A 24,483-nucleotide genomic window follows, 5' to 3' on the forward strand; every position below is an offset into this window, starting at 1 on the left:
AAATATTGTAATTTAAGTTTGTTTAATCTTCCTCTAATTGTGTATTTACTTTTGACAATTCGATACTTAAGTTAAAGTGATAGTGTTTGATTAAAATCTTTTCTGGATAATCTGTTTGATTAGTCGTAAAACAATTGAATGTCTTTATTTTATTGTTCTTTAGATGAATTAATTCTTGAAAATAACTTGATTCATTTTCATCGAATACTAAACTTACTTCTTTCGATTTTAAAACAACAAAATTTGCTGTTTTAATAGATTCATCCACTTTGAAATCGTTTTTAAAAAGCATTTGTAAATCATTTGCAAGCGTTTTCACAACTACTTTTTTATTCAAATCTGGCATGGCATAATTCAAGTTGTAATTATTTTCTGAAATAGATAAATCAAATAATGTATTTCCAAAATCAGACATCATTACTACTCGATGCGAATCATAACCGAGCTTTTTTACTACAAAATTACCTTTCATTTCATTTTTCATAAACGTAATCTTAAAACGGTAACTGTATTCTTTGTTAATTTGACTAAAATAAGGATTAAGAAATTCCTTTTCAACCTTTTGTTTATCTTGTATATCGGCTATTTTATATGTCGTTCCACAAGACGTTAAAAACAAAATACTAAGGAGTAAAAACAGACGCATTGATTGCTTTATTTAAAGATTTGTTCGTAAATAAGATTTTGGTGTAATCGTCTGAAGGCTCAATCAATTTCACTTCTGTCACCGTCGATTGTCCGGAATAAAACGTCAACTGAATTTCTTTGATGTATTTCATCACATCTTTTATTTTCGGTTGCAATTTTGCTATTCGAGCTTTATCCGTTTTAACATACGTAATAACAAAATCATTGGTATTGAACAAATTACCACTTACACTTCCAACAATCAATTGATTTAGTTTTTCAAACTTTTTATTCCCTTGTAAATCAACACTCGATTTTTTTCCTTCGTCGTTAATGTAAATTTTATTGTGGTTAAAAATGACATTATAATCAATAGGTTGCGTATAATTCCAACGCATCGAACTTGGATTTTGCAGATACAATTTACCTTTCGAAACAATTGGATTTTCTAAAAAACTCATCACTTTATATTGTGTAAAATCAGCCGTTAACGTCTTTATTCTTTTAGAATCAGTTACAATATCTTTTTTGAAATTCTCAATTTCAGCATTACTCATTTTACTTTCTTGCGCAAAAATTGTCAAGTGAAAAAATGCAAATAAAATGAAGATTTTAGTTTTCATATACATCAATTTTCAAGAGTTCGTCTAAAGGAACTACTTTATAATTTTCCTTTTGTAAAAATACAAATAATTGTGCTAACACATTCGCTGTTTTATCCGAAGTGTCATGCAATAAAACGATTGAACCTGGTTTAATTTGTCGTGTAATTCGATCAAACAATCTTTTTTCATCATCAATAACTGTATCCAAAGATCGAACATCCCAACCTATTACGTGATGTTTGGTTCTGCGCAAAGCTCTTGCAATATGTGGATTTGTCACGCCAAAAGGCGGTCTAAAAATCTTTGTTTTAACCGATATAGTTTGTTCAATAATTTGATTAGTAGTCAGAATTTCTTGTATAATTTTATCAGTTGAATAAAAGCCATTTTTAGGCGAATGATGATAAGTATGATTTCCTATTAAATGCCCTAATTGATGTATTTTTTGAAGATTTTCTGGAGATTGATTGATTTGTTTTCCGATACAAAAAAATGTTGCTTTAGCATTATTTTTTTCTAAAATTTCAAGAATTCTTGGTGTAAATTCTGTTGGTCCATCATCAAAAGTTAACGAAATTATTCGATCTGTGGTTTTACCTGCTGAATGAAACGCTTTCAAAAAGTAATTAAATCGAATTTCAAAAGCACCAAAAATTGTCAATAACGACCAAATAAAAAAAGGTATAAACAAATAAAAAAAAGACAAACTTTCTGCAAAACAACCAATTGACAGACAAATTAGTGTAGCTACAAAAAAGATGGTGGTAACCTTAAATTTCATATCGATTGAAGCAATACTAAACTCAAATCTTTTCCATTCCGACCATTGACCAAAAGTACATTTCGATAACTTTTAGCCACTATTTCATTGGTTTTAAATTGATAAGGTAAACTTTGATGACGTAATAATTTGCAACCTAAAATAAATCCAAAAGCCGATGACGTTCCAAATTCACCAATAAAATCTTTGTATTCAAATATCTCAATCAATTCCTTCTCATTAATTCGCAAAGTTTGATCTCCTGAAATTATCGCATCAATATCGGATAAATCAATATTATTCAATTGAATAAACTTTAAAATTTCAGCATTTACATCTTCATAATTATTCAAGAGATGAACATCTATTACTTTCGCATAAGAACTTTCACTTTTTTGATTAGATAAAACACAAAAGTGTGCACCTTCACTGTATTTAACTCCTTGGTTAAACTCATTTTTAATCTCACCAACTAATTGCAATAATTCATAAGTACGAACACCTATTTCATCAATTCCACCAATTAACGCATTATTAATCCCTTCCTTTTCTACTTGTAAAAAACCATCTAATAACGCATTCTCAAAGGAATTAAAACCATTTGTATAGGTAAAATTGTAAGCGTTGCACCCAAGATGTAAAGCAATTTGAGAACCAACCGTATTATGTGTAGATTGAATAAAAGCAGTTGGCGTCAAAAACTCCTCTTTGTTTTGAATAATATTCGTCAAAAACTTTTCAGAATCCACCAAACAACCTAAAGCTGTTCCAGTGATTATCGCTTCTGGATGTTCAATTCCTCCATCATTCAATGCTTTTAAAGAAGAATAAATTCCCATTTTAACTCCAGAAGCCATTCGACGACTCATCGCAGAAGAAATAATATCTTTTAACAAAGGAGATTTCGCTTTCGTTATTGAAGTTTCTAATAACAAAAAATCATTTGTGATTTCATTTGTAAATTGAGCATTTACGAAACCTAATCCATTTACCACTACTTCTTTCATGATTTAGAAAAGATTAAAGTTGAACAATTCCCTCCAAAACCAAACGAGTTTGATAATACACATTGAATATCTTTGTTCTTAACTTCTGTCGAAGGAAAGATATTCAATTCTTCAATCGGAGATTGAAAATTAAGGTTAGGGTAAACTATACTATGTTGTAAACTTAACAAACTAAAAACCGCTTCTACACTCGCTGCAGCAGCTAATGTATGACCCGTATATGGTTTAGTTGAACTAAAAATAGGTACATCTTCTCCAAAGATTCTTTTCAAAGCTCTACCTTCTGTTATATCATTGTTGTTTGTAGCTGTACCATGAACATTGATATAATCGATATTCTTTGGTTGAATATTCGCGGTTTCAAATGCTTTTTTCATCGCTAAATACGCTCCTTCTCCATTTTCAGAAGATGCAGTTTGATGAAATGCATCATTGGCATTACCTGAACCGATCAAATAACCAAAGATTTTTTTGTTTGATTTTTGAGCTAATTCATCTGACTCTAAAATCAAATAAGCTGCAGCTTCTCCAAGGTTTAAACCTTTACGATTTTCATCAAAAGGTTGATTAAACTCGTCGCTTAAAATCATTAAACTTTTAAATCCATTGATTGTAAATTTAGACAAAGCGTCTGTTCCTCCTACAATCACACGATCCAATTTCCCTGAATTAATCAAACGAGCACCATACATAATCGCATTTGCAGCTGAAGAACATGCAGTACTAATCGTCGAAACAAAACCTTTTAAACCAATCTCGTTTGCAATTTGATTCGTTGTTGCTCCTGCATCATGACTCATAATATACTTTTGTTGATCAAGTAAATTCTCAAAATCTAAAAAATAATTTTCAGTTCGATCCATTCCTCCTACACTCGTAGAGGAAATCAACCCCGTTCTTACTTCATTTACATCTTCTATCTTAGCTTTTTTTAAAGCTTCTTTTACAGCTACAAGCCCTAGCATTGCTGTTCTGGAAAAGTTGTTGTCCGAAGATAAATTTAAAAAAGTTGCTAACTCATCATTAGATAATTTTATTTCACCTACAAAAATTTCATTTTGATGAATAGATTCAACGTTTTTAAGGCGCGATAAACCATGTTTTTGATGAATTAATGAATCAAAATTTTCTTCGACATTCTTACCAATTGCCGAGATAATTCCTATTCCAGTTATAGCAACTTTTTTTGTCATTATTTTGTTCTATTTTTTTCGATATAATCAGCCATGATTTCAACCGATTGAAAGATTGTTTTTCCTTCTTTTGGATCAGTAATTTTAATTCCATATTCCTTATCCAATAAAACAATCAATTCTAATGCATCAATAGAATCTAACCCCAAACCGTCTCCAAATAGAGGGTCATCATTTTTAATCTCTTCTACCGAAACATCTTCAAGATTTAAAATTTCGATAATTTTCACTTTTAAATCATTTATTAAATTTTCCATAATGTTTTTATTCTAACTAATATTATTTTAATCTATTAAGTACATTTTTGTTTCGTAATCTTCTTGTAAATAATCAACCCAAGCCAACACAACTTTTTTTGTTTTATTCTTATTAATCAAAAAATTCGCATATTTCTTAAGTAGATCTTCATCAAAATTCGATGAAATAAAAAAAGCATTTTCAGTTTTCAAATGATGACGAATACTGACTTCTCCTAAACAAATATTTGCTAATGTGTAAACAAATACAGCTGGACTTGGAAAAATTTCATCAGTCGATTGAATACTTTTTTGATGTTTCAAATCTGAATCTAAACTTGAATTTCTATTGGCAAAAACCAACGCTATTTCTTGATTTTCATTCAATGTATTCTCGTCTTTTAGAATGATCTCAGCAGCTAAAAAAGCCAATTTACTTTGATTATCCATTTTATAGAATTTTGGATAATCTATTTCTAACGATTTAAATAAATTTTTAGAAAATAACCCAAAATCTCCTGAAGAATCTTCGAAATAAAGTTCGTCATTCAACCAAACTTGTTCTTTTTTAATTTCAACTTTATTCATCTTGAACTTTTTTAAGTATGATTACAGCATTACTTCCGCCAAATCCAGAAGAAGTTTTTAGAATAACATTGATTTCTTTTTGAAGATTTTCCTTTAAAATATTTTGAGAAACTGAAGTTCCTACTTCTTTGAAATTATTACTTTTCAATATAATATTTTCTTCTGCTTGTTTCATCGAAATCACCAATTCTAACAATCCAGACGCACCCAATGTATGTCCGTAAAAAGCTTTTAGACTATTGGTCGGGGTTTTACTCATTTGCAAACGATTAAAAGCAATTGATTCCATTTCATCGTTATACAAAGTCGCCGTTCCATGAGCTGAAATATAATCTATTTCATTTGATGAAACATTTGCTTCTTTCATCGCCGACTCGATACTCAAAACCAAACCTTCACCTGTTCGTGATGGTCCCGAAATGTGATTTGCATCATTAATAGAAGCTTCTCCCAAAATTTGAAAACTATTTTTTTCTTTATTCTTCGAAAGATAAATACAAGCTGCTGCTTCGCCTAAATTAACACCTTTTCGAGCCTGATCAAAAGGTTTGCACAACTCGAAATCCATTGCTTGAAATGAATTGAAACCTGTTAAAACAAAATCTGTTAATTCATCTAAAGCCAAAACATATACATTGTCAAAAGTATCCATTTCAATGAAACGTTTTGCTACATTTACCGCCAAAACACCAGATACACATGCATTTGATACGATTATTGGTTCTGATTTGAATTCAAAATAATCAGCGATTTTTTTAGCGAAATTTGGAATAGATGCTTCGTTTATAGAATGTGAAAGATGATTAATATTTCCTTTCGTTGTGGATAAAACAAAACCCGTTCGAGAACTTATTTCCGCTTGCGCAACAATAGATTGAAGAGCTATAATCCCAATTAATTCTAATCGAGTATATTTTTTATTATCAATTACTTGATCTTTTAAATTACAGAAAATTTCTTCATTAATTTTTCCTGCATAAAAATGTTTTAAATGACCAAATGATTCAACTTTAGTGACGGCAGAATTTCCCTCCAACAATTGATTCCAGTTCGTTTCAATTGTATTACCGAAAGGCGTTAAAATATTCGCACGATTGATGTAAATTTTCTCCATTACAATAATCCTACTTTTTTCTTCCATTGTTCAAAAAATGCTGGAAATGTTAACATTAATTCTCCTTCGTTGTCTAAAAATACTTGAATTGTTTCACCAATACAAACTAATTTTTCATCTTGATTAAAAATCTTGAATTTATAAATCATCTTTGCAGCCAAAGTATCTACAAAAGTGGTTTCTATTCTACATTTATCCCCATATTTCAACGGAAACTTATGCTCGCAAACTGATTTGATAATCGGCGTTACAAAGCCACTTTTTTGAATATCCAAGTAACTAATTCCAAAATGACGGCCAAAAGCTTCTCTTCCATCTTCAAAATATGTAATATAATTCCCATGCCACACGATTCCCAACGGGTCGGTTTCATTAAATCGAACAGCGAAATTAGAATGATGTACTAAGGTTTTAATCTTCTCTTTTGAATCTATCATAATATAATGCGGCAAACAAGGTAATAATATAGAACAAAATTAACAAAATAATATTCGGTACAATCTCTATGAATGACTGATTTCGTAGAATAAGACTATAATAGCCATCTAGCGCCCAATTCATCGGTGAGATTTTTGCGAAATGTTGCATAAAATCTGACATTGCAAAAACAGGAATCCATACTCCTCCTATCGCTGCTAAAATAACGACTAAAGTTGCTCCAAATGGTGCAGATTGTTCTTGTGTTTTGGCTATTGTTCCAATTAAAAGTCCCAAACCAATTGCGGCTAAAGACGCAAAAACAGTCAGTCCATAAATAGAAAATAAAATACCATCTGTTTTAAAACTTGGTAAATCAATCAATGGAAAAACGAATTTAGCTACACCTAAAATCATTGTAAACTGAAATAAACTTATGGCTAAATAAGTGATTGTTTTACCAATAATTTGAACTGAATAAGGCATCGGACTAGTTAATAATCGTACGTGTGTTCCTAAACTTTTTTCTTTTACAATATTGATAGATAAAGGAACAACGATAAAAAATATAGCAAATAATGTCCAAGCAGGAACATTATGTTGTGTCACGTTTGGTTTTAAAATTGATTTTGAATCTTCGGGAACAATTTCTTGAAAATGAATGAATTTTTCATTTTGAAAACTCAAATCTTCAGACCCCATTTCTTGTTGAAATGCCTTATAAATACTTTTATTTTCGGTGTCCGTTATTAATTGATCCAATACATTCGAAACATTGTCCTTAAATGCCAAGGAAGTTGCTGGATCAAAATAAAGTTTAATCGTTTTTGGACTAACCTGTTGATTGTATTTAACTTCCGTACTATCGAAAGCAAATTCATTTAAAATTTGCTCAACATTTTGATTGATTTTATAATCCAAATCTTTTGATAATCGTTCAGGTATAACAATTCCGACTTGATATTTCCCTTTGAACACCTCTGATTTTAGTTCATCTTCTGTTAATTTTTTTCCATTTAATTCTGAAACAATTTTCAAATTGCCCGATTGAGAAATATATTTTTTAACCACAGCAGAAATACTATCCTGATCATGATCAATAAATAGTACTGGAATAGTTGCTTCTGCAAACGAATCGTAGGTACTTTTCTGAATTTTAGTTACCGTTACAACCAAAATCAAAGGCATTATAAAAAGAATCACCAACCCACCAATATCGCGAATCAGCAATAAAATTTCTTTTTTAATACATGCTAAAAGTTGTTTCAACATATCATGACAATTTAGTTAGATGAACAAATGCTTCTTCAAGATTATACGCATTTACTTGTTGAATCAATTGTTTTGGTTGGGCAGTTATAATCGATTTTCCTTGATTCATAATAGTAACCTGCGTACAAAAATCTTCCGCTTCTGCCATATGATGCGATGTATAAACGATCGACATTCCTTGCTGATGAAGTTCTTGTAAATAATCCAATAACGCAATTTTGGACTGAATATCAACACCAACAGTTGGCTCATCTAAAAATAGAATTTCTGGTTGGTGAAGAATGCCTGCCAATAAATTAATACGGCGTTTCATTCCACCCGAAAAAGATTCAATTTTTCTATCCAAAAATTTACTCATTCCAACCTTTTCTGTCAAAAGCAAAATCTTTTCATGCAATTCTTTTGAAGGAACTTTATAAATCTTTCCGAAAAATTCTAAATTTTCTCGTGCTGTCAACGTTGGATACAATGCATATTCTTGTGGAACAATTCCAATAATATTTTGAATCTTTTTTAAATCATTTTTCTGATTAAAATTCTGAATCACAATATTCCCAGAAGTGGGTTTAATCAAACCTGAAAGTATCGACATCAATGTTGTTTTCCCTGCTCCATTTGGACCAAGAACACCATGAATTTCGTTTTGTTTTATCGTTAATGAGAAGTCTTCTAACGCAAAAACATCCGAATTTTTATATTTTTTATATAATTTTTCAATCTCAATCATCTCTAAATTGCTTTTCTTAAACGCTTAAAAAACGACTCTTCTAAATCTGCTAATTCCAACAATTGATCAGAAATTACATCATAAATATCTTGGGCATTGTTTCTTTTTTTATATACTCTTGAAGCATTTAAAGCAAAATCGCGCCATTTATCGCCTATTTCAGAAATTTCTAAGGCAAAATCATTCAGATGTGGTTGGTTTATTTTTTGTGCAGCCTCTTGTAAAAAAGCAGCATAAATATAACGAAAACCTCCACCACCAGTTCCGATTTCTTCTTGCATACGAATCATTTGAGCCAAGAAATAATTGGTTTTTGCATTTCCAATTTTCTTTGGCATTTTTTTAATTCTTTTTGCAACCATTCGTATACCTTTAACACCAACAATTGGTACTGGTGCTAACATTTCGCGACACGTTTTTTTTATTCCTTTTGTAATCGCTTTCTGATAATCTATATGTTCTGGAATATATTCAGGATAATACAAATGACCTTTTGGAGCTAAAACTCCTTTCGAAAAACGAACTTTTTCTAATTCATTTTCTGTCAATTTTGTTGTTTCTTGCATCACGGGATCACTAATTAAATAGGTTTGATCTTGTTTACCAAAAACAACCAAATTATGTCCATTGAAATGGAATTTATATTCTTCGGGAAAATAAGTTAAATTGTATACACCAACCTGCAAACCACATGGACGATTAGCTAATAGTTGTTGATCTAAAAAGGTTTGAGCAGACTTTGTAGAACGAAATTTATGACGTTTAACCTTTATTCCAAGATTTTTTGCTGCACGATTAAAGATCATTCCAGGCATTGGACGATAACTAATAGCAGGCGCATGATTCACTTTAAGAAATGGCAAGAAGACAAAGAATAGTCCCGAACCAATTCCAAAAATCATTGGTTCTGAAATATCAATTCCTTTATTTTTTAACAAATTAGAAGCAACACCGTTCTCGCAATGTGCAGATTGAAAATGTTTAAAATCAGTTAGGGTTTCCATTAAAGTTTTTTAATTCATCAACCGAAATTTCAAAAGCTTCGGCATATTTTTTTAGTGTTGATTCTTTTAGTTTTGCGAAAACAGTTGGCTTTGAATGTCGTTTGACAAAAAATTTCCAAATTCCAACATAATTAGAAAGGATATCCCAATCCATACGTTTCAATTCCATGAAATATAATATTGGACTTGCTTTTCCTTCAATCACTTGTTGTCTTGCTTGCTCTGTACGCTCATCTAATATTTTTAATGTTTCGGACTGAACAAGATTCTTCGCTTCCCAACCCGTACTCAACGTTTGAGAAAACTCGCCTTGATCATCAATCGCGTAATATACTTCATTAAAATCTTTTAAATGTCCTTTATCTTGTGGTACTTCTGATTGTTTCATTTTTTATGGTTTTGAAGCATCAAATTCATCGTAGCTGTTGCAATAATCTCTTCGTCAAGTACAACTATTGCCTGCATTAAACTAATTGTAAATTCATCATAATCATAAACTTCTAACAATGTTGATTTTGTTGTTATTGTTTGATTAATTTTTGGTAATTTCAAGATTTCAGCTCGTTTTATCGTACTAATAAAACCAGTTACATCCCCTTTATGAAGATCAGCAAAATTGACAAAATAATTTTGACCTATAATCGTTGAGCAAACTTGCGCCATATTTTCGAGCAAACCGACTTCAGTAAAATATTCGTTCTGAATAAATAGTTGAGTTGGTTTTATCGTAAATAATGCTTCAACATACGTTTTTTCTAACCAAGAAATCGTATCCACAAAAAGCATTGGCTCACGATGTGGAAGGTATTGTTGAATATCAATTTGTTGATTTACTTTCATAAATTATGTTTCTGCAATCACTGTTTTCATCTCTCCTTTTGCAATTACCTCTTCTTCAATCTTTGTTTCGATTGATACCAAAGTCACCCCCATCACTTCGTGTAAAATAACGGCTGTTGTTACTAAATTTTCATTAACTTTAGGCAAACGATTAATCTGTATTGACTTCATCGACCCGATATATCCTGTTGGTGCTGATTCATTTCGAATATAAAATTGATATCCTGTATACAACGCTACTGTTTGCGCCATATGTTCTAACACTCCTGGTTCTTTTAATTCATTATTACTCACAAAAATTGAATCATTTTGTACCGATAAACCACCAACTACTTTTCCTTCTTCAAAATCAAAAATAGCATCAACCATTATCATTGGTTCGCGTTGTGGAATCAATAATTTGATAAACTCTATCGAGTGATTAGGTAATTGTATTGCACTCATTTACACGACAGTTAAATAGGCATACGAATAAGAAAAACGTCCACTTTCTGGTACACAAAGCATGATACGATTTCCTTTTATAAGATTTCCTTTCTGAAAAAGTTCATCAAGCATTAAAAAAATAGAAGCCGAGCCAACATTTCCAACTTTACTCAAATTCATAAACCATTTTTCAAGCGGAATTGTGATACCTTTCTTACAAAATTCATCATATAATCCTTGAACAAAATAATTAGAAGATACATGTGGCAATAAATAATCGATCTGATCTGATGATAATTGATGTTTATCCATTGCAGCTTTCATGCTTTCCACACCTTTGATAAAAATATTTTCGTTTAAAACTTTGACATCTTGTTTCAATGAAAAAACCGATTTTTTTAGCCAATCTTCCGAAGAATAATCGCTCCAAGGTTTCATTTCTCCACTTGGTAATTTATCACCACCTGCATACATACAGGTTTCTAATTCGTGTGCGTAAGAATAAGATTCCATCCACTCTATTTTTAGTGAAATAGTATCTTCATTTGGTGTATTTTCTAATAAAAAAGCACCTGCACCATCAGACAACATCCAACGTAAAAAGTCTTTTTTGAACGCGATAATAGGTTGTTCTTCTAATTCTTTCAAATTTTCAACTTCATGTTCAAATTTTTCTGCTTTCATCCATGTCGAAACTCGTTCCGATCCAGAACAAATTGCATTTTTAGAATTACCCGATTTCACTGAAAGATATCCAAATTTTAACGCATTCATTCCCGAATTACAAACACCAGAAGAAGAATTTAATTCGACTGAAACATTATTTTGCAATAAACCATGTACCATTGCTGCATGAGAAGGTAATAGCAAATCGGGTGTAGAAGTTCCACAAGACAATACCTCAATATCGTTTTGTGTAAATCGATCATCCAACAAATTGACGATTGCTTTCATTGTCAATTCAGCATTAGAATGCGTTATATTCCCTGATTCATCAAGTGCATAATAACGTGTTTTGATTCCATTATTTCTTAAAACAATTCTTCTTGCTTTTGACGGAATTTGATTAATCTTTCCTAAAAAATCTTCCATTTCTTCGTTTGAAACTGGTTGATTTGGCAAAAACTTAGAAGTTTTGGTGATATATACGTGTTGCATATTATTTTATTCCTTGATAATATTTTACCTGTTTTTTGTATTTAAAATAATTAAACGGATAAAATATAATATATAACAAATTTACTATCGGAGATATTATCCAAATAGCCACAATTAAATAATAATAAAAGAATTTTAAGAACTTTTCTCGCTGTTTACCTTGCTTAGAATCAATCATTTTTGACCAAACTTTAAACATTCGGTTTCCCTTTTTATCTACAGAAACCAAAAAAGGTTTTACCTCAACAGCATGAGCTTGTACTAATTTTTCTTGTAAATCTGAATAACTATTATTTTGGATTGAATTTAGAATAATTTTACCAAATCTTCTACTTTCTTGTATTGTTTTTTCATTAATTCCTGGCAAAGGCAACAAATTAAACATTCGTTTTTTAACTCCTGAAAACATCCAATTTACAATCGTCATTGCACTTATTAAATTTGGTGTATGATCTACTAACGCAATATTTCCGACCAATTTCGCTTTTTGTTCTTTCAAAATTACCTTGATTTTTTCCTGTGCTAAAAACCACATATTTCGCGAGCCACTAATCGTAATTATTTTAGTATGTTCTAAAAGTTTTTGCGTTTGCGAATCTCTTAAAAAAGAGTTAATTGGAATGGAAGGTGATAAAAACCAAACTTGATAATACAATAAAATCAAATCATATTTTTGATGTAAGATTTCGGATGGAATTGGTTTAATTTTCTTCTTTTTTTGAAGAAAGCTGTCAGGAAAAGCATTAAAAAAAGAATAAAAATCCCACGGAAAAGGAAACTCCTCCTCCATTTTTATGTTATAGGTCGTTAAACTAATATCTTGGCTTTTATTTAAATCATAAGTTGTTTGCTTTACAATCTCTTTCAATTGTCCTGACTGCGAATAATAGACAACTAATATGTTTGTCATTTTGTAAAAGATTATTTTTTTTAGTGGTTTGAAAATTCATATTGTTGTGTAATTTACTTCCAAAAATCGAAATAATTGAACCATTGATAAGGATATTTTTTTAGAATGATTTCTAAATTCGTACAAAACTCCTTCAATAGAGCGTTTGCATCACGATGTTTGAAATTCGCTTGACGAGCATATAGATGATAATGTAGATTTTTTTCTTTCATGACATACACGAAAGCAACGGGCACTTTCAATCGAGAAGCAATAGAAAATGGTCCTGCAGGGAAATTAGCTTCTTTGCCAAGAAGAACTTCTGACATGGTCTTATTTCCTTCGAAATAACGATCACCTGTAAAACAAATCAATTCATTTCGGCTAAGCGCATTGTTAATTTCGAAAATATGTGATAAATCCTCTTGAATTAAGATAAATTTCACCGAAGGTTTCATGGAAATACTTTCCAAATATTCTTTGATGACGTTTCGTTCTAAATCTGTCGTTACCAAATTTATTTGACAATCTAAATCGATGTCAGCAAAAAAATGTTCTGCAACTTCAAAATTTCCAACATGTGCGCTGATTAAAATTCCTCCTTGTTTTTGATCTAACAAATTTTTCAACAATTCAATCCCATCAAATTCGTACGTAAATTTATTACGTAAACCTGCATTAATTGCTGTTTTATCAATTAATGTTTGACCAAACGTATAATAACTTTTATAAACGCTTAAAATTGATTTGAAAATGGAAAATTTTAGACGATAACGAAAGTAATTGTAGATTGATTTATTGCTATCGACAGCTGTTATAAAATAATAAAAAGCTACAAAAATTAAGACTGAGTAAGCAGCCTTAATTCCGAGCTTTTTCATCACATTGACAAATATTTTGTAACCAAGGACCGTTCCTTTAGAACGACCATCCCATTGTTTCATATTTGTTATTTGTTCTCTAACTTTTGTTCTACAATTGTATAAAAGTCTTCAAAAGTAATCATACTTTGAAAATCTTCTTTTACTAATTTAACACCAAAATTAGATTCAATGATTACCACTAAATCGACATAGTCTAAACTATCTAAATCTAATGATTCTTTGATATTTTTTTCTTCTGAAATCACAGAAGGATCAACTTCAAATTCATCAATTAAGATAGCGTTTAATTTTTCAGCGATTTGACTTTTCACCATTTTTTAGGAATTAATTTTTTTAATTACAAGGGCAGAATTCGTTCCACCGAATCCAAAAGAATTTGACAAATATACATCAAATTCTTTATTTAAGGTTTCTTTAACAATGTTTAATTTAGCTGAATCTTCATCTGCATCTTCGAAATTAATATTAGGCGCAATAAAATTATTCATCATCATTAAGTTAGAATATATAATTTCACTTGCTCCCGCCATCCAACATTCATGTCCTGTCATCGATTTTGTCGAACTAACATAAGGTCTCGTTTTCCCAAAAACTTGATCGATTGCTTTTGCTTCATTCGCATCACCAACTGGTGTAGAAGTCGCATGAGCATTGATATATTGAATTTCATCAGCCGATAGATTTGCTTGTTTTAACGCTCTATTCATTGCTATCGCAGGCCCATCTACATTAGGTGTAGAAATATGCCCCCCATTTGATGAAAAACCATAACCCAAAACCTCAGCTATAATTGGAGCACCACGTTTTATAGCCGATTCATAACTCTCTAAAATCAACGTTGCCCCTCCTCCACTTGGTACTAATCCATCACGATTTTTATCAAAAGGACGGCATGCTTTTTCTGGATGCTTTTCATTGGCTGAAAAAACACCTAACCCATCAAAGCTTGCCATAGCATATTTATTTATTTCTTGCGCTCCACCGCATATAATCATGTCTTGCAAACCATCTTTGATCATCATAAAACCCAAACCAACAGAATGAGAACCGCTTGCACAAGCAGCACTAATGGTCATGTTAATTCCTGTCAATTCGAAAATTGTTGCAAGATTCATGGTTACAGTAGAATTCATTGATTTAAAAATAGCACCAGAACCTATTAATTCTGTGTCTTTTTTCTCCCGAACAATATCAATAGCATCAATAATTGCTTTCGAAACGCTATCGTTTCCGTAAATAATGCCAACTTCATTTGATTTCACATACTCTTCCGTCAAACCAGCATTCTTCAAGGCTTCTAAAGTTGCCATATACGCAAACTCTGTTTCTTGGCCAACTGTAATTCGTTGACGACGATTTAAAAAAGGTTTCAAATCAGCATGAGGAACCATTCCTGTTAATGCGGATTTGAATCCAAATTCTTTACGTTCTTCATCAAAAATAATCCCTGATTTTCCTTGACGCAAAGATTCGGTTACTTCTTCTAATGATGTTCCTAAACAAGAATAAATTCCCATTCCTGTTATTACGACTCTTTGACTCATTTTAGCTAAGAATAAATTCCTCCATTTATATTGATTACTTCACCTGTAATATAACTCGATTTTTTAGAAACCAAGAAACTTACCAAATCAGCTACTTCTTCGGCTTTTCCAAAACGATTGGCTGGAATTATTTTTTTTAATTCCTTTTGATCCAATTCATCTGTCATATCGGTTTCGATAAAACCTGGCGCAACAGCATTTACTGTCACATTGCGTTTGGCAATTTCCTGTGCTAAGGCTTTTGTAGCACCAATAACTGCTGCTTTCGCTGCTGAATAATTCGTTTGTCCTGGCGTTCCTTTCAATCCAGAAACAGAAACAATATTCACAATTCGACCAAATCTATTTCTTAACAATGGATTGATAAAGAAATGCGTCACGTTATAAAAACCATTTAAACTTGTATTAATCACATTCGACCAATCATCTTGCGAAATCCACATAAACAAATTGTCTTTTGTTATTCCAGCATTGTTAACAATTACTTCTACAATTGCATCTGAATTTTTTTCTGACCAATCTGTCAAAACTTGTTGGGTTTGATTAGTATCAGCTACATCAAATTTCAAAATTTCACCTGAACCTCCTAACCTTTCCACTTCTCTTAAAGTCTCTAACGCAGCAGCTTCATTCGAATTATAATTGATTAAAAGATGATACTCATGGTCTTCGGCAATTTTTAAACAAATTGCTTTTCCTATTCCACGCGAACCACCTGTTACTATTGCACATTTCATGCTTTATTTTACTTTATTATTTAGTAAATAATTTTTAACTTCCTTAAGATAAGGATAAATCACCTCATCTTCCTTAAATGCAGGAACAATTTTACGAATTGAATCATAAAATGCTTTCCCTTTTGATGACAATTTATCTTGTATTTGTAGACATTCTATCGCTTGTGTTACAGCTAAACTTTGAACTGTCAATACCTCAAACGTATTATCAATCACTTTTGCACAAATTGTAGCGGCATTCGTTCCCATGCTCACAATATCTTGATTATCGTTATTATTTGGAATACTATGCACATACATCGACGTAGAAAGTGTTTGATTTTCTGCCGTTGTAGACGTAGCTGTAAACTGCGCTGCTTGTAAACCAAAGTTAAAACCAAGTGTTCCTAAATTCACAAAAGGTGGTAGAATATCATTAATTTTTGGATTCACTAAATAATTTAATTGACGCTCACTAAGCATCGATAAACGCGTGACAGCTAATTTCAATTTATCTAACTCTAACGAAACATAATCGCCATGAAAATTACCTCCGTGATGAACCGTTTGATTTTCTACATCAATAATTGGATTGTCACTTGCCGAATTAATCTCGTTTTCTATTACTTCTTTTGCAGCATTCCATGTATCGTAAATTGGACCTAAAATTTGCGGAACACAACGTAACGAATAATATTCTTGTACTTTTTCTTGGAAAATTTTCTCTTTACGTTCTTGGTACAATTCATTTTCTCGTTTTTTAACCAATTGACTATCATTCAAAAAGTCGGTCATTTTATTCGCAACAACTCGCTGTCCTATATGTTGTTTAGCTTCATTTAATGGTTTTGAATAATGGTCATCAAAAGATTGAACAATCTCATTCATCATCGAACTCAACGTAATCGAAAGATTAATCAATTGATCTACTTTAATCAAATTTACCATTCCGATACCTGTCATAACCGAAGTCCCATTCATAATAGACAAACCTTCGCGAATATGAACTTCTATTGGCTGAAGATTTTCAATCTCAAAAACTTCTTTCGTTGATTTGATTTCTCCTTTATAAAATACTTCCCCTTCACCGATTAAAGCTAATGCTAAATGTGCTAACTGAACTAAATCTCCACTGGCTCCTACGCTACCATGTTGATAAATAACCGGTAAAATATCACGATTCACCAACTCTTGCATCAACAACAAGACCGATGGATGAATTCCTGAAAAACCAAGAGACAACGTATTTAAACGCGCAATAATTGCTGCTTTTGTTTGATCTAACGTCAATGGTTCTCCTATTCCTGTACAGTGGCTTCTGATTAAATTATATTGAAGTTGAATTGTATCTTCTTCCTCAATACGATATTGAGCCATTGGACCAAAACCTGTATTTACGCCATAAATTATTTTATTTGTTGAAAACTCTTTCAGAAAATTAAAACTATTCTCCACTCGCTTAAGTGTTGATTTATCCATCACTAATTTTTTATTTGCAAAAAGTATGTTTTCTATAGTGTCAATTGTTAATTTTGTCATGTTATTGATTAGGTAAAATATTTAGCGATTTTTGGTTACTTGTTTCCTCAATCAATTGCAAAAATAATTAAAAAACTATACAAAAAATCATGATTGAAAATACAGATGTTTTAATCATCGGTGCAGGTCCTTCGGGATCTGTTGCTGCAGCCTATTTGAAAAAGCACAACGTCAATGTAATTGTGTTAGAAAAAACGCAATTTCCACGAATTGTTGTTGGCGAAAGTTTAATTCCTCGTTCAATGGATCATTTCGAAGAAGCGGGTTTATTGCCTTATTTGGATCAACAAAATTTTGAAGTAAAAGCTGGAGCAAGATTTATTCGTGATGAACAAATTTGTGTTTTCGACTTCAGTAAAAAATTTGGTAAAGGTCAAGATTGGACCTGGCAAGTTCCTCGTGCTGATTTTGACATGACTCTTGCGAATGCAATTATTGACAAAGGTGCTGATTTACGTTTTAATGAAGAAGTTATTGATGTACAATTTGAACAGAAAAGATCAATCACAACTGTAAAAAAACAAAACGGTGAAACCTATCAAATTAACGCTAAATTTTTAATTGACGCAAGTGGATATGGTCGTGTTTTACCTCGATTATTAAACATTGATAGCCCCTCAAAATTAAATCCTCATTCGGCTATTTTCACACATATAGATGATGTTCGTCGACCTCAAGGACAAGAAGGTACACAGATTTCTTTTGATATCATCGAAACAAAAGTTTGGCTATGGGTAATTCCTTTTTCAAATGGTAAAACGAGTGTCGGAATTGTTGGTCCAACAAATTATATCAATCAATTATCAACCAATCAAAGTACTGTTGAGGCTTTACAAAATGCAATTAAAAAGTCTGATTTTTATGTCAATCGATTTGGTGATTTACCGTTTGAGTTTGAACCTAAATGGTTGAAAAATTATTCGGCAGCAGTTACAAAAATGTATGGAGATGGTTATGTTTTGACAGGAAATAGTACCGAATTTTTAGACCCTGTTTTTTCTTCTGGAGTTTGTTTTGCGACAGAAAGCGGTTTGAAAGCTGCAAAACTCGCCATTAAAGAAATAAACAACGAAAAAGTTGATTGGCAATCTGAATATGAAGATTATATGAAAGAAGGCATTGATGTTTTTACAACTTATGTACAAGAATGGTATACTGGAAATTTGCAAGAATTATTTTTTCATCAACCCGAAAATCCTGATGTTAAAGAAAAAATTTGTGCTGTTTTAGCTGGATATGTTTGGAATAAAGAAAATCCTTTTGTCAAAAAACACAGTAGCGTGATTCGAAATATGGCCTATTTGATCCGAATGGTAAACGAAAAAGAATAATAATGAAGTCGACAATCTGTCGATTTTTTTTATTTCAAATTCAATTAGTTTCTCTATTTTTGAGTAATCCAATACTACAAATACATGCAATTTCAGACAATTGATACGGTAGAATCGATATCGAAAGAAGAATTTATAAAAAATTATCTCAAAAAAAGAAAACCTTTGTTATTAAAAGGTTACGCTAAAGATTGGAAGGATTTTGATAAATGGAATCTTGATTATATCAAAGAAAAAGCTGGTGAACAAATTGTTCCTTTGTACGATAGTAAACCCGCTGATGCAACAAAAAGTTCGGATACACCTGCCACACACATGAAATTTAACGAATATGTTGATTTAATAAAAAAGCAACCTTCTGACTTAAGAATTTTCTTTTTTATTATTAAAGATAAAATTCCTGAATTACTTAACAATTTTACTTATCCAGACCTTGGGTTAAAATATTTTGAACGATTACCTACTTTATTCTTCGGCGGAAGTGAGGCAAAAGTTTTGATGCATTATGATGTAGACATGACGGATTTTATTCATTTTCAATTTCAAGGCGACAAACGCATTTTATTATTCGAACCTCAACAATCAAAAGCATTGTACAAAGTTCCCCTTTCGGTTCATACGATTTACGAAATAGATTACGATCACCCTGATTATGAAAAATTTCCAGCCATGAAACACGCCAAAGGATTTGATTTTGTAATGAATCACGGCGATGCTTTATTTATTCCGCGTGGTTATTGGCATTATAACCGTTATTTGGAAGCTGGTTTTTCGATGTCATTGCGTGCTTTTCCGAATGAATTTTTTCAAGTCTTGAATACCGTTTATCATGTTTTTATTATGCGTTACACTGATAAAATCATGCGCAAAATATTTCAAATCAAATGGATTCATTTTAAAGAAAAATGGGCAATCAAGAAAAGTCACCGTTTTTATAATATTAAAAATTAACCAATAAAAAAATCCGATCGAATAATCGAACGGATTTTATTTCTTCTAAAAAAGTACTTATTAGTAAGAAGCGTCTTTGATACGAGCTTTTTTACCACGTAATGCTCTGAAGTAGAAGATACGAGCTCTACGAACTTTACCTCTTTTGTTCACTTCAATTTTTTGTAATGCTGGCATGTTTACTGGGAAGATACGCTCTACACCTACATCTCCAGACATTTTACGGATAGTGAAAGTTTCTGTAGTTCCTTGTCCTCTTCTTTGGATAACAACCCCTTTAAAGAACTGAACACGAGTTTTTCCACCCTCTGTAATTTCTTGATAAACTGTAATAGTATCACCTGCTGCGAAAGCTGGGAACTCTTTTTTAGCTACGTATTTCTCTTGTACGTATTTTACTAAATTTTCCATTTTAATAATTTCAATTTATTTAAATTGAGCAACTTAAACGTCCTTCGTCAGAGGTTGAACAATGTGGGTGCAAAATTAATCAAAAATCTTGATTATACAAATGATTCTCTTAATTTTATTTGTGATATTTTATTAATTCGTGTGTATAAACTTGATTGTTTAATTGCGTAATTATAGATTTCATCGCAACAATTCGTGCCGATTTTTTGTCATCTGTCTCAATTTCTATCCAAGGCGAATCTTTTGTTCCAGTTTCTTGAAACATTTTATCAATATAATTGGTATAAACCTCCCATAGCTCTTGTGCTTTTTGATCCAATGCTCCTAACTTCCATTGTTTCATCTCATTTTCTTTTCGTTCCTGCAAACGTTCTGCTTGCTCTTCTTTCGAAATAGAAAGAAAAATTTTAATCAAAATAATTCCGTCTTCTTGTAAAAGCTGTTCTATTTCACTTACTTGTTTCAAGAATCGATTGTATTGTTCTTCTGTACAAAATCCGAAAACTGGCTCAACTACCGCTCGATTGTACCACGAACGATCAAAAAAAACAATTTCTCCTGCATTTGGCAATTCTTTAAAGTATCGCTGAAAGTACCATTGTCCCACTTCTATTTCTGTCGGTTTTGGTAAAGCTTCTACACGATATTTTTTAGGATTTAGAAATTCGGTAATACGAGAAATTGTCCCTCCTTTTCCTGCTGCATCTCGACCTTCAAAAATAATTAAAACTCGTTTATCTTCTTGAATAACTTTGGTTTGTATTTTCAATAGTTTTTCTTGAAGTTGCTTTAACTCTTTTTCGTAAGCTAATTGTTCTTTGAATTTCTTTTCTTTAATGATATCATGTTCAACTAAAAAATCAACGATTTCTTGTTTATTATTTATTTTCTCTAAATCACTTAAATCAAATTCTGCCATAGTATTAGGTTTAAAGACTATATTTCAACTTCTAAATTTTGATGTTTCAAAATGCGTTTATTTTTATCATCATAAGGTATTTTAGACAAAATATATTCCATTGCTTCAACCCTTGCTTTATATTTTTTATTGGCATCAATTATTTTCCAAGGTGCTATTTTTGTATGGGTTAATTCAAACATTTTATCTTTATATTCAGAATAAACTTCGAACAAATCTTGTGCTTTTTGATCAACAGAACTATACTTCCAACGCTTAATAGGAGAGTTAACAATATCGTTAAAACGTTTCATTTGTTGTTCTTTTGTAATGGAAAAATAAATCTTGATTAGATAAATCCCAGAATTAATCCACATTTTCTCCACATCATTTACTTCATTCATAAAAGTTGCGTATTCATCTTGTGTACAAAACCCGTTAACTGGCTCTACTACAGCTCTATTATACCAACTTCTATCATAAAAAACAATTTCTCCTTCGCGTGGTAATTGACGAACATAACGCTGAAAATACCATTGTCCACTTTCAACTTCATTCGGTTTTGGTAAAGCGACAATACGATGTTCTCGAGGATTTAGATGTTCCACAATTCGACGTATAGCACCACCTTTTCCTGCTGCATCTCTACCTTCGAAAACAATCACCACTTTTTTCTTGTGATTTGCCACCCAAGTTTGAAGTTTAATCAATTCCTCTTGTAACTCTTCGATTCGTTTTTCATATTTTACGGTACGCAATGCTTTTGCAAAATTTAATTGGTCATGATCTGACTGCAAAAGTCCAACAAGTCCTTTTTTAGTTTCGATTAATTTTAAATCCTTCGGTTTAAATTCCATTTTATCAACATATAAAATTAATGATTCATTTCTTTTACCATTCGATAATAACGTTCAATCACATTTGGATCGACCATCAAATCAGCTTTCGACTCATCTTTCCCCTTGTAATTAAACAAAGATAGAACATAACGAATCGTTTCTAATCGAGCCAAATTTTTATTATTTGCATTTACAATAATCCATGGTGAAAACGAATTATGTGTTCGAGAAAACATTTGATTGATGTAAGTCGAAAAATCGTTCCATAATTCTTGCCCTTTCGCATCAACAGGGCTATATTTCCACTTTTTAAGTGGATTATTTAAACGAGAATCAAAGCGTGCTTGCTGTTCCTCTTTTGTAATGGAAAACCACAATTTGATAATGTGTGTACCAGATTCGTATAGCATATGTTCAAATTCTGAAACTTGAACCATAAATTGTTCATATTGTTTTTCTGTACAAAACCCCATCACAGGCTCTACAACCGCTCTATTGTACCAACTTCTATCAAAAAAAACAATTTCTCCTGCATTTGGCAATTCTTTAATGTAACGCGTAAAATACCATTGACTTTGCTCTACTTCTGTTGGTTTGTTTAATGCAACAACACGCATAGATCGTGGGTTAAGATGTTCTCTAAAACGACGTATTGTTCCTCCTTTACCTGAAGCATCTCTACCTTCGAAAATAATGGCTACTTTTTTGTTTTCTGTTGAAATCCAATTTTGAAGATTGACTAATTCCGATTGTAATTTTAACAATTCAGTTTCATATTCAAATTTCTTCAAAACATTTTTATATAATGTATTTTCTTCCTGATTTTCAACCAAAAACTGCATTAATTGTTCGGTTGTTGTAAAATCAGAAATCTTACTTTTTTTCATAAATAATATAGATTGTAAAAATCTTTTTTAAGATAGAAATTTTGAGCAATATAAAAGTGAAGAATATGATAAATCTTTCCATTCAAATCATAAAATTTATCATGTTCAACCTCAGCCAATTTGGTTAAATTTGTATAAAATTAGTTTTTTGCGTATCCTATTTTTCATATCATTAATATTTTCTATTGCATTTCGTCCTTTAATGCCTGTGATAGATTATGTTTTAAATTATGATAAAATTGCAACTGAACTATGTGAAAATCGCGAAGAACCAGAATTACTTTGTAATGGATTTTGCTATCTGAAGGATGAAGTTTCTAAAAGTGAAAAGAATCTACCGGAAAATCATTTTGTCAAAAATTCGATCAAAGTTCTTGATGCGCTTATACCTCAACAACAATTATTATCATCCAAAACATATTTTTATCAAGAACATAAATCACATATTGATTTTTACCAAGACATTGATTCTGATTATATTATTCGTTTAGTTTTTCATCCGCCAATTATTTAATTTTTTAAAATCTATTTGAACTATAAATTTAGACAACAATTAATTAAAATTAACTAAACAATTAAAAATGAGTAATTTAAAAAACATATTTACACTTACAATTTTAGCAATAACATTTACAGCTTGTAGCAAAGAACAACCAAAACAAGATGATTTTGAAGTAAAACATGTTTCACACGAAGAAATGAAAGCAGCAAAGAAATTAGATGTTGCTGTTGTAAATGAATTTGATCCTATTTGCGAGATGAAAACTGCTGATCATTTAAGTGATACTGCTAATTATGAAGGAAAAACCTACGGTTTTTGTTCGACAATGTGTAAAGATGAGTTTCTAAAAAATCCTGAAAAACATATTCATGAATAAACAATTAATCGCTGTTGTACTTATTATTTTAGGCGTTATTGGATCTATTTTTTGGTTAAAAAATAAACCAAAAGATAAGTTATATAATGTGATGAAAGTTCCTACATTTTCGATGACTAATCAACATAATCAAACAATTACTGATCGGGATATGTTAGGAAAAGTATACGTTGTGGAGTTTTTCTTTACAAGCTGTCCTACGATTTGCCCTGTGATGAGTCATAATTTACGTTCGATAGAAGATGAAATTAACAATCCAAATCTTGGCTTTATTTCCGTTACAATTGATCCGAAACGAGATACGCCTGCTCGTTTGTTAGAATATTCAAAACAAATAGGAGTAAAATCACCGAATTGGCATTATTTGACAGCAAATCGTGAAGTGATTGAACAACTTTCGGATAAATTTAATATTTATGTTGGAAAAGATGAGACAACTGCAGAAGGATTAAATCACAGCGGAAAGCTCGCTTTAGTTGATAAACAAGGAAATATAAGAAGTCGATACAATAAATCAGGCGTTCCTATGTTGTTTTATTCGGGATTAAATTACAAAGATCCTGAAGGTAAAGAGACTTCCCTTTCAGGTGAATATCATCCTGAAATTGAGTATTTAAAAGAAGATATCAAAAAACTTTTAGCAGAATAATAAAAAGCGTCAACAATGTAGACTGCACCCAAAAGTTTGGACAGATTAAAAATTAATAATTATAAAAATGAGTTCGATATTGTATCGGGCTCA

Annotated in this window: 31 protein-coding genes; 5 read left to right on the forward strand and 26 right to left on the reverse strand. The window is 31.3% G+C overall.

Translation table 11 applies throughout. The features are described from left to right. Window positions 1-22: 22 nt before the first annotated feature. Genes lolB2 through flxA form a run of 22 tightly spaced genes read right to left on the reverse strand, consistent with a single transcriptional unit; the run spans window position 23 to window position 17,546 of the window. Window positions 23-646 carry a flexirubin biosynthesis protein LolB2 gene (gene lolB2, locus HX088_RS08875; RefSeq protein ID WP_171623093.1) on the reverse strand — a complete coding sequence of 208 codons (624 nt, stop codon included), beginning with the start codon at window positions 644-646 and terminating at the stop codon, window positions 23-25. Continuing rightward, a complete protein-coding gene (gene lolA2, locus HX088_RS08880) occupies window positions 624-1,250 on the reverse strand; it encodes a flexirubin biosynthesis/transport protein LolA2 (protein ID WP_317619461.1) in 627 nt (208 codons plus the stop codon). Before lolA2 ends, lolB2 begins: the two co-directional genes overlap by 23 nt. Continuing rightward, the gene (locus HX088_RS08885) at window positions 1,240-2,013 is read right to left on the reverse strand and encodes a polysaccharide deacetylase family protein (RefSeq protein ID WP_286483962.1); all 774 of its coding nucleotides are present in this window, start codon (window positions 2,011-2,013) and stop codon (window positions 1,240-1,242) included. Before HX088_RS08885 ends, lolA2 begins: the two co-directional genes overlap by 11 nt. Further along, entirely contained in the window at window positions 2,010-2,999 is a 990-nt protein-coding gene (locus tag HX088_RS08890; protein WP_286483963.1) for a beta-ketoacyl-[acyl-carrier-protein] synthase family protein, read from the reverse strand. Before HX088_RS08890 ends, HX088_RS08885 begins: the two co-directional genes overlap by 4 nt. Next, window positions 2,996-4,192: a beta-ketoacyl-[acyl-carrier-protein] synthase family protein gene (locus HX088_RS08895; protein ID WP_286483964.1), complete on the reverse strand. Its 1,197-nt coding sequence runs from the start codon at window positions 4,190-4,192 to the stop codon at window positions 2,996-2,998. Before HX088_RS08895 ends, HX088_RS08890 begins: the two co-directional genes overlap by 4 nt. Continuing rightward, window positions 4,192-4,449: a phosphopantetheine-binding protein gene (locus HX088_RS08900; RefSeq protein WP_284583918.1), complete on the reverse strand. Its 258-nt coding sequence runs from the start codon at window positions 4,447-4,449 to the stop codon at window positions 4,192-4,194. The genes HX088_RS08895 and HX088_RS08900 overlap by 1 nt, the downstream gene beginning before the upstream one ends. A gap of 27 nt (window positions 4,450-4,476) precedes the next feature. Then, entirely contained in the window at window positions 4,477-5,016 is a 540-nt protein-coding gene (locus tag HX088_RS08905; protein WP_260543686.1) for a 3-oxoacyl-ACP synthase, read from the reverse strand. After that, the gene (locus HX088_RS08910) at window positions 5,009-6,130 is read right to left on the reverse strand and encodes a beta-ketoacyl synthase N-terminal-like domain-containing protein (RefSeq protein ID WP_286483965.1); all 1,122 of its coding nucleotides are present in this window, start codon (window positions 6,128-6,130) and stop codon (window positions 5,009-5,011) included. Before HX088_RS08910 ends, HX088_RS08905 begins: the two co-directional genes overlap by 8 nt. After that, the gene (locus HX088_RS08915) at window positions 6,130-6,567 is read right to left on the reverse strand and encodes an acyl-CoA thioesterase (protein ID WP_171623085.1); all 438 of its coding nucleotides are present in this window, start codon (window positions 6,565-6,567) and stop codon (window positions 6,130-6,132) included. The genes HX088_RS08910 and HX088_RS08915 overlap by 1 nt, the downstream gene beginning before the upstream one ends. Continuing rightward, window positions 6,542-7,819: an ABC transporter permease gene (locus HX088_RS08920; protein WP_260543688.1), complete on the reverse strand. Its 1,278-nt coding sequence runs from the start codon at window positions 7,817-7,819 to the stop codon at window positions 6,542-6,544. Before HX088_RS08920 ends, HX088_RS08915 begins: the two co-directional genes overlap by 26 nt. Before the next feature lies 1 nt (window position 7,820). Beyond that, the gene (locus tag HX088_RS08925; RefSeq protein WP_260543689.1) at window positions 7,821-8,546 is read right to left on the reverse strand and encodes an ABC transporter ATP-binding protein; all 726 of its coding nucleotides are present in this window, start codon (window positions 8,544-8,546) and stop codon (window positions 7,821-7,823) included. Window positions 8,547-8,548: 2 nt separating this feature from the next. Next, window positions 8,549-9,550: a BtrH-related acyltransferase DarH gene (gene darH / locus HX088_RS08930; RefSeq protein WP_171623082.1), complete on the reverse strand. Its 1,002-nt coding sequence runs from the start codon at window positions 9,548-9,550 to the stop codon at window positions 8,549-8,551. Further along, window positions 9,534-9,938 (reverse strand): flexirubin biosynthesis protein DarG, encoded by a 405-nt coding sequence (gene DarG, locus HX088_RS08935; protein WP_260543693.1) that lies wholly within the window; start codon window positions 9,936-9,938, stop codon window positions 9,534-9,536. The genes darH and DarG overlap by 17 nt, the downstream gene beginning before the upstream one ends. Then, window positions 9,935-10,390, reverse strand: coding sequence for an ApeP family dehydratase (locus tag HX088_RS08940; protein WP_171623080.1), 456 nt, complete (start codon window positions 10,388-10,390; stop codon window positions 9,935-9,937). The genes DarG and HX088_RS08940 overlap by 4 nt, the downstream gene beginning before the upstream one ends. 3 nt (window positions 10,391-10,393) lie before the next feature. Beyond that, window positions 10,394-10,834: a hotdog family protein gene (locus tag HX088_RS08945; RefSeq protein WP_260543694.1), complete on the reverse strand. Its 441-nt coding sequence runs from the start codon at window positions 10,832-10,834 to the stop codon at window positions 10,394-10,396. Beyond that, window positions 10,835-11,974 carry a dialkylresorcinol biosynthesis protein DarB gene (gene darB, locus HX088_RS08950; protein ID WP_286483966.1) on the reverse strand — a complete coding sequence of 380 codons (1,140 nt, stop codon included), beginning with the start codon at window positions 11,972-11,974 and terminating at the stop codon, window positions 10,835-10,837. It lies immediately after the preceding gene. Window position 11,975: 1 nt separating this feature from the next. Further along, window positions 11,976-12,884: a dialkylrecorsinol condensing enzyme DarA gene (locus HX088_RS08955; protein WP_286483967.1), complete on the reverse strand. Its 909-nt coding sequence runs from the start codon at window positions 12,882-12,884 to the stop codon at window positions 11,976-11,978. A gap of 53 nt (window positions 12,885-12,937) precedes the next feature. Continuing rightward, window positions 12,938-13,807: a lysophospholipid acyltransferase family protein gene (locus tag HX088_RS08960; protein WP_225539279.1), complete on the reverse strand. Its 870-nt coding sequence runs from the start codon at window positions 13,805-13,807 to the stop codon at window positions 12,938-12,940. A gap of 5 nt (window positions 13,808-13,812) precedes the next feature. Continuing rightward, window positions 13,813-14,061: a phosphopantetheine-binding protein gene (locus HX088_RS08965; RefSeq protein ID WP_171623075.1), complete on the reverse strand. Its 249-nt coding sequence runs from the start codon at window positions 14,059-14,061 to the stop codon at window positions 13,813-13,815. A 3-nt stretch (window positions 14,062-14,064) separates the two neighbouring features. Beyond that, complete coding sequence (locus tag HX088_RS08970) at window positions 14,065-15,291, reverse strand: beta-ketoacyl-[acyl-carrier-protein] synthase family protein (protein WP_171623074.1); 1,227 nt, start codon at window positions 15,289-15,291, stop codon at window positions 14,065-14,067. Between the two features lie 5 nt (window positions 15,292-15,296). Next, the gene (gene flxB / locus HX088_RS08975; RefSeq protein WP_225539280.1) at window positions 15,297-16,028 is read right to left on the reverse strand and encodes a flexirubin biosynthesis SDR family reductase FlxB; all 732 of its coding nucleotides are present in this window, start codon (window positions 16,026-16,028) and stop codon (window positions 15,297-15,299) included. A 3-nt stretch (window positions 16,029-16,031) separates the two neighbouring features. After that, window positions 16,032-17,546 (reverse strand): flexirubin biosynthesis tyrosine ammonia-lyase FlxA, encoded by a 1,515-nt coding sequence (gene flxA / locus HX088_RS08980; RefSeq protein WP_286483968.1) that lies wholly within the window; start codon window positions 17,544-17,546, stop codon window positions 16,032-16,034. 86 nt (window positions 17,547-17,632) lie between these two features. On the opposite strand from flxA, the gene HX088_RS08985 reads away from it, so the two are divergent. Beyond that, window positions 17,633-18,877: an NAD(P)/FAD-dependent oxidoreductase gene (locus tag HX088_RS08985; RefSeq protein ID WP_286483971.1), complete on the forward strand. Its 1,245-nt coding sequence runs from the start codon at window positions 17,633-17,635 to the stop codon at window positions 18,875-18,877. An 84-nt stretch (window positions 18,878-18,961) separates the two neighbouring features. Beyond that, window positions 18,962-19,828 (forward strand): cupin-like domain-containing protein, encoded by an 867-nt coding sequence (locus HX088_RS08990; RefSeq protein WP_260543701.1) that lies wholly within the window; start codon window positions 18,962-18,964, stop codon window positions 19,826-19,828. A gap of 60 nt (window positions 19,829-19,888) precedes the next feature. Here HX088_RS08990 and rplS read toward each other — a convergent pair whose 3' ends face one another. The 4 genes from rplS to ppk2 (HX088_RS09010) all read right to left on the reverse strand — a co-directional run bounded on the left by rplS (window position 19,889) and on the right by ppk2 (HX088_RS09010) (window position 22,818). After that, window positions 19,889-20,239 carry a 50S ribosomal protein L19 gene (gene rplS / locus HX088_RS08995; RefSeq protein ID WP_171623070.1) on the reverse strand — a complete coding sequence of 117 codons (351 nt, stop codon included), beginning with the start codon at window positions 20,237-20,239 and terminating at the stop codon, window positions 19,889-19,891. A gap of 115 nt (window positions 20,240-20,354) precedes the next feature. After that, entirely contained in the window at window positions 20,355-21,158 is an 804-nt protein-coding gene (gene ppk2, locus HX088_RS09000; protein WP_286483969.1) for a polyphosphate kinase 2, read from the reverse strand. A 17-nt stretch (window positions 21,159-21,175) separates the two neighbouring features. Beyond that, window positions 21,176-21,994, reverse strand: a complete 819-nt coding sequence (gene ppk2, locus HX088_RS09005; protein WP_225541689.1) for a polyphosphate kinase 2 — start codon at window positions 21,992-21,994, stop codon at window positions 21,176-21,178. 17 nt (window positions 21,995-22,011) lie between these two features. Further along, window positions 22,012-22,818: a polyphosphate kinase 2 gene (ppk2, locus tag HX088_RS09010; protein ID WP_375781345.1), complete on the reverse strand. Its 807-nt coding sequence runs from the start codon at window positions 22,816-22,818 to the stop codon at window positions 22,012-22,014. A 247-nt stretch (window positions 22,819-23,065) separates the two neighbouring features. On the opposite strand from ppk2 (HX088_RS09010), the gene HX088_RS09015 reads away from it, so the two are divergent. The 3 genes from HX088_RS09015 to HX088_RS09025 all read left to right on the forward strand — a co-directional run bounded on the left by HX088_RS09015 (window position 23,066) and on the right by HX088_RS09025 (window position 24,390). Next, window positions 23,066-23,377 (forward strand): hypothetical protein, encoded by a 312-nt coding sequence (locus HX088_RS09015; RefSeq protein WP_171623066.1) that lies wholly within the window; start codon window positions 23,066-23,068, stop codon window positions 23,375-23,377. Window positions 23,378-23,444: 67 nt separating this feature from the next. Then, window positions 23,445-23,741: a YHS domain-containing protein gene (locus HX088_RS09020; RefSeq protein WP_171623065.1), complete on the forward strand. Its 297-nt coding sequence runs from the start codon at window positions 23,445-23,447 to the stop codon at window positions 23,739-23,741. Beyond that, complete coding sequence (locus tag HX088_RS09025) at window positions 23,734-24,390, forward strand: SCO family protein (RefSeq protein WP_171623063.1); 657 nt, start codon at window positions 23,734-23,736, stop codon at window positions 24,388-24,390. The genes HX088_RS09020 and HX088_RS09025 overlap by 8 nt, the downstream gene beginning before the upstream one ends. Window positions 24,391-24,483 lie beyond the last annotated feature (93 nt).

It is taken from the genome of Empedobacter sp. 225-1 (assembly GCF_030328185.1).
Lineage (GTDB): Bacteria > Bacteroidota > Bacteroidia > Flavobacteriales > Weeksellaceae > Empedobacter > Empedobacter stercoris.